6 protein-coding genes and 1 pseudogene are annotated in these 5,012 nt (G+C 68.6%); 5 read left to right on the top strand and 2 right to left on the bottom strand.

Annotation, left to right across the window (positions count from 1 at the left end):
• The 3 genes and pseudogenes from ACFWPJ_RS24445 to ACFWPJ_RS24435 all read left to right on the top strand — a co-directional run.
• Positions 1–98 (top strand): annotated as a pseudogene (locus tag ACFWPJ_RS24445) (amino acid ABC transporter permease); the annotation flags it as partial.
• 26 nt (positions 99–124) lie between these two features.
• Positions 125–877, top strand: a complete 753-nt coding sequence (locus tag ACFWPJ_RS24440) for an amino acid ABC transporter ATP-binding protein (protein ID WP_378854717.1) — start codon at positions 125–127, stop codon at positions 875–877.
• Positions 878–959: 82 nt separating this feature from the next.
• Positions 960–1,817 carry an MspA family porin gene (locus tag ACFWPJ_RS24435; RefSeq protein WP_378854716.1) on the top strand — a complete coding sequence of 286 codons (858 nt, stop codon included), beginning with the start codon at positions 960–962 and terminating at the stop codon, positions 1,815–1,817.
• Positions 1,818–1,911: 94 nt separating this feature from the next.
• On the opposite strand, the gene ACFWPJ_RS24430 is transcribed toward ACFWPJ_RS24435, so the two are convergent.
• A complete protein-coding gene (locus tag ACFWPJ_RS24430) occupies positions 1,912–2,559 on the bottom strand; it encodes a MerR family transcriptional regulator (protein WP_378854715.1) in 648 nt (215 codons plus the stop codon).
• Positions 2,560–2,662: 103 nt separating this feature from the next.
• Here ACFWPJ_RS24430 and ACFWPJ_RS24425 point away from each other — a divergent pair, with 103 nt between their 5' ends.
• Together ACFWPJ_RS24425 and ACFWPJ_RS24420 are read left to right on the top strand one after the other, a co-directional pair.
• Positions 2,663–3,610 (top strand): hypothetical protein, encoded by a 948-nt coding sequence (locus ACFWPJ_RS24425; protein WP_378854714.1) that lies wholly within the window; start codon positions 2,663–2,665, stop codon positions 3,608–3,610.
• On the top strand, positions 3,607–4,068 hold the full coding sequence (locus ACFWPJ_RS24420; protein WP_378854713.1) for an ABA4-like family protein: 462 nt from the start codon (positions 3,607–3,609) through the stop codon (positions 4,066–4,068). The genes ACFWPJ_RS24425 and ACFWPJ_RS24420 overlap by 4 nt, the downstream gene beginning before the upstream one ends.
• Before the next feature lie 112 nt (positions 4,069–4,180).
• On the opposite strand, the gene ACFWPJ_RS24415 is transcribed toward ACFWPJ_RS24420, so the two are convergent.
• Positions 4,181–5,012 (bottom strand): SDR family NAD(P)-dependent oxidoreductase (locus tag ACFWPJ_RS24415; RefSeq protein ID WP_378854712.1); only part of this gene is annotated, 832 nt, incomplete at its 5' end.

The following is a 5,012-nucleotide window of genomic DNA, read 5'->3' as shown; positions in this document are numbered from 1 at the left end:
ACTTGGAGCGCTACTACTCGCGCGGTGCCACCCGGCAGCTGACGGCCAAGCAGCTCGAGGAACTGGCCACGGCGCAGGCGGCGGTGAAGGCGAAATGACCGAACCACAAGTGGCCGCACCGCCGATGGTGCTGGCCGATCGGGTGTGCAAGAACTTCGGCGCGCTGCAGGTGCTCAAGGGCATCTCGCTCGAGGTGCAGCGGGGCAAGGTGCTGACCCTGGTCGGGCCGTCCGGCTCCGGCAAGTCGACATTCCTGCGCTGCATCAACCATCTCGAGCAGGTCAACGCGGGCCGGCTCTACGTCGACGGCGAGCTCGTCGGCTACCGGGAGAAGAACGGCAAGCTCTACGAGATGCATCCGCGCGACGCCGCGATCCAGCGTCGCGACATCGGCATGGTGTTCCAGCATTTCAACCTGTTCCCGCATCGCACCGCCCTGGAGAACGTGATCGAGGCGCCCACCCAGGTGCGGGGCGTCCGCAAGACCGAGGCGGTCGCCAGGGCAGAGGAGCTGCTGGAACGGGTCGGGCTCTCGGCCAAGCGCAATGCCTACCCGGCGCAGCTCTCCGGCGGTCAGCAGCAGCGCGTGGCCATCGCCCGGGCGCTGGCGATGGATCCCAAGCTGATGCTGTTCGACGAGCCGACCTCGGCGCTCGACCCCGAGCTGGTCGGTGAGGTGCTCACTGTCATGCGCGAGCTCGCCGATTCGGGCATGACCATGCTCGTGGTGACCCACGAGATGGGATTCGCCCGCGAGGTCGCCGACGAGCTGGTGTTCATGGACGGCGGTGTGGTCGTGGAGTCGGGTCCGCCGCGGGAGCTGCTGGCGAACCCGCAGCACGAGCGCACCAAGACATTCCTGTCCCGGCTGCTCTGAGCTGGTCCGCCTCTCCGCGATTTCTGGCCGGGCCCAGGCGCGTGGAGGGGCGGGAAGGCGGCCGGTGGTTGATCGGTGCCGGATGAACGAGCGAAAAAGAAGCCGCATCGGTCGGGACACGCGCGCGCGCGAGGAAGGGAAACGGCCGTCGGATTCACTATTGTCCGGGGTCATGTCGCGAATGATCTGGAGAGTGGGTTACGTCGCCTCAACGCTGGCCATACTGTCGCAGCCGACCGCGCATGCCGATAGCGTCAATCTGCCACCGCATGAGAAGACTTTCGAGTCGGATATGGGCAGTTTCACCGTCGGCACACACGACGAGGTCATCTATCGAATCGCGCCGTTGAACGGAGCCCCCACCAGCCGTGAAGCGTTGGTCTCCACTGTCGCGTACGGACGGCTCGACGGGCAGGCCGAGGGAGTGCTCAGGACCGGATACTCCGTCGGCTGTGCGGCCAGGCTCGATGTCGCGATCCCCGGCATCGATCCCACCACGGAATTCGGGCTCGAGGGGCCGCAGCAGAACTCCGCGACGGAGCAGGTGCAGCGGCAGGCGACGGAGCAAGCGCAATCGGACACCGTCGAGCAGTCGAGTTCCGGCGAGCGGGTGCGGTCCCATACGCAGGAGTCCGGGCAAGTACAGGAGTCCGAATCGCGACAGTTCCAGGAGTTCAACGGCATTCTCCCCGCCATCGCCGTGGACCCGGGTCTGTTCCTGGAATTGGAACTGCAACCCGGCGACATCACCAACGTCGATATCGGGAATGGCAAGCCGCTCATCCCGGGCAAGACCGTGCGGATCGTGACCCGCGACTTCCACATCAAAGTCGACAACTGCGTGGGCCCGGCCACCATCCGCCAATACACCTACGTGCAAACCAGAACACCCGAAGTCGACGACAGCGGAGCGGTGTTCGGCGAGCCCGCCACACTGTAGTGATGGTGGGGCAAGGCCACCCAGCGTAGGCGCGGCCACCGACCACTCCCCGGCCCTGGAACACGAAACCGGCCCGCACGCCGTTCGTGCGAGATCAGTCGGGTTCGACGGGATTCGCCGTCAGGCGTTCCAGTGATACCTGCGCCTGGGCGATGCGGCGGATGGCGGCCAGTGCGGTGTCGCCGAGCACCGTCAGCACCACCACCGCGTCGACGATGTCGTCGCGCCCGCCCGCGGCCACCGCGGTCGCCACATCGTTCTCCGCGATCACCCGGGCGCCGTCGAAATAGCTGGGCAGGGCCGTGTCCGCCCAATCCGCGTAGCCGAGCTGGGCCAGGCGCACCAGGACCGAGGTGAGCGTATCGATCGCTTCCGGGCTGGGTTTCATGTCCCAGCCGCGCCGGTCCATCTCCGCGCGCACCGTCGCGTACGCGCGTTCCCATTCCGTGTCGGCGGCCGCGGGCGCGGGTGTCGCTATGCTGCGCTGCACCACGCCGAGCAGGCTGAACAGCGGCAGATCGGGAGAGTCGACGGCGGCGAGGACATCACCGACGGTGGCGATGGGCAGCCCGCCGACCTCGGTCAGCGCGCGCACGAGCCGTAGCCTGCGCAGGTGCTCCTCGCCGTAGCTGGCCTGGTTGGGGCTGGTGCGTTCGCCCGCGGGGAGCAGCCCTTCGCGCAGGTAGTACTTGATCGTCGCCACCGCGATCCCGCTGCGTTCGCTCAACTCCGAGATGCGCACCGCAACCTCCGTTTTCGGTCGTCCCCCTTGCCGGCTACCAGCCTTGCGGATAGTCTAACTATCTATAACGGATAGTGGAACTATCTATAGCTGGGAGATTCGCATGTCTGTCCTGTCCGTCGACTCGTTGCCCCGCCGCCGCGCCCCGCTCCATCGGCCCCTGCTGTACTTCGCCGCCGCCAATGCCGTGCTCGCCGTCGTCGCGGTGATCGGCATGCTGGTCGACGACCGGGTCGTCGCCGGCTCGACCGCCTGGTTCAAACCGGCCAAGTTCGCGATCTCGTTCGTGCTCTACTGCATTGCGCTCGCCTGGCTGATGTCGTTGCGGCCCAAGGCCTCCCGTCTCATGGGGTGGATGGCGACGGTGATCGTCGTCGCGGGCGTGATCGAGCAACTGATCATCGTCGGGCAGGTGGTGCGCGGCATGCGCAGCCACTTCAACATGACGACCGTGTTCGACGGCGTGCTGTGGGTCATCATGGGCAGCACCATCATCGTGCTGTTCCTCGCGACCATGGTGATCGCCGTCCAGCTCTCGGTGATCAGGATCGGTGACGCGGCGATCACCTGGTCGATCCGGCTCGGCCTGGCGATCACGCTGGTCGGGCTGGCGCTGGGCAATCTGATGCCGGGCCGCGAATCCGGGGTCGACGACATCGTCGGCGCGCACACCGTCGGCGCGCCCGACGGCACCCCTGGCATGCCGCTGACCGGCTGGAGCACCACCGCGGGCGATCTCCGGATCCCGCACTTCTTCGGCATGCACGCCCTGCAGGCGGTGCCGCTGTTCGCCGCGCTGCTGGTGCTCCTCGTGCCGCGGATCCCGATCCTGCGGGTGCTGCGCGTGCGGGTGGGCCTGGTCGTGACCGTGGCCGCCGGCTACGCCGCGGCCCTCGCCCTGGTCACCTGGCAGGCGTTGCGAGGGCAGCCGCTGATCCACCCCGACCAGACCACCCTGACCGCCGCCGCCGCGATTCTCACCGGCGTCGTCGCCGGCGCCCTGATCTCGGTCGCGACCGCGATCGGCACCCGAAAGGTAGTCACCGCATGAGCACGCTGTTCGCCCTGTCCTTCTTCGTCACCGTCCCGTTCTGGGCGCTGATGATCCTGGCGCCCACCTGGCGGATGACCCGCACCATCATCGGCTCACCGTGGATCACGCTGGTGCCCTTGGTGATCTGGGCGATCGTCGCCGTCCCGGTCCTGGGCGCGATGTGGTCCCTGGTGACCTCCCCGTCCCTGGCCGCGATCACCGACGCCGTCGCCGACCCTGCCGTCCTGACGGCACTCTGGGCTCAGATCATCGCCTGGGACCTGTTCCTCGGCCGCTGGATCTACCTCGACAGCCGCGACCGCGGCATCCATCCCCTGCTGATGGCGCCGCTGCTGATCGGCACGATCCTGTTGTCGCCCATCGCACTTCCGATCTATCTGATCGTCCGGGAGGTGGCGGGACGCGTTGCGGCGCGCAGTTCGTCGGCGTCGCAAGAAGATCCGATCCCGGCATGACGCGAACGGGCCGGACCGCGGTGGTCCGGCCCGTGTCGGCTGGGCGCGGCGGGTCAGCACCACCTGTCGGCGATCCGCACGGGTTCGCCGGGCTGGGTGAAGTACAGCTCTATCACCGTTGTTCGTCGTCGAAATCGGTGGCGCGGGTGAGGGATTCCCAGGCGAGGACGTCGCCGCGGACCGCATCCAGGTGGGCGAGTACGGCGTCGACCGAGTCGGCGCCGAGCGGCAGGCGCTGCGGGGGCTTGTCGGCGGCCAGGGCGGTGCGGATGGCGGTCGCGGCCTTGGCCGGATCACCGGGCTGGGTGCCGTTGCCGCCCTCGACCATGCGGCGGGTCGGGCCGACGATGTCGGCGTAGAGGTCGCTCTCGGCGCTGAACGCGGCCGCGCCTGGACCGAACAGGCCGGTGCGGAAGGCGCCCGGTTCGACGATCAGCACCTTGATGCCGAAGGGCTCCACCTCCTCGGCCAGTGCCTCCGACAGGCCCTCCAGCGCGAATTTCGTCGCGCTGTAGGCGGAGAAGCCCGCGAACGACAACTGCCCGCCGACGCTGCTCATCATCACGATCGCGCCGCTGCGCTGGGCGCGCATGTGCGGCAGCACCGCGCGGGTGAGGGCGGCGGGGCCGAAGACATGCAGGTCGAACAGTCCGCGCAATTCGGCATCGGTGGTCTCCTCGACCGCGCCGACGTGGGTGCGGCCCGCGTTGTTGACCAGGACGTCGATGCGCCCGTGCCGGGCCACCACATCGGCGACCACCTCGACGATGCGCGCGGTGTCGGTGACATCGAGGGCGATGGTCTCGAGCTGATCGGGGTGCGCGGCGACCAGATCGTCCAGGGCCGTGGTGCGGCGGGCGACGGCGACGACCGTGTCGCCCCCCCCCCGACGCGCCGGCGCGCGTGGGCGCGCCCAAGCGCGAGTGGCGCCCGGGGGCCCCCCC

Source organism: Nocardia sp. NPDC058497 (assembly GCF_042720195.1).
In the GTDB taxonomy this organism is placed as follows: Bacteria; Actinomycetota; Actinomycetes; order Mycobacteriales; family Mycobacteriaceae; genus Nocardia.
This window is presented reverse-complemented; position numbering and strand designations above follow the sequence as displayed.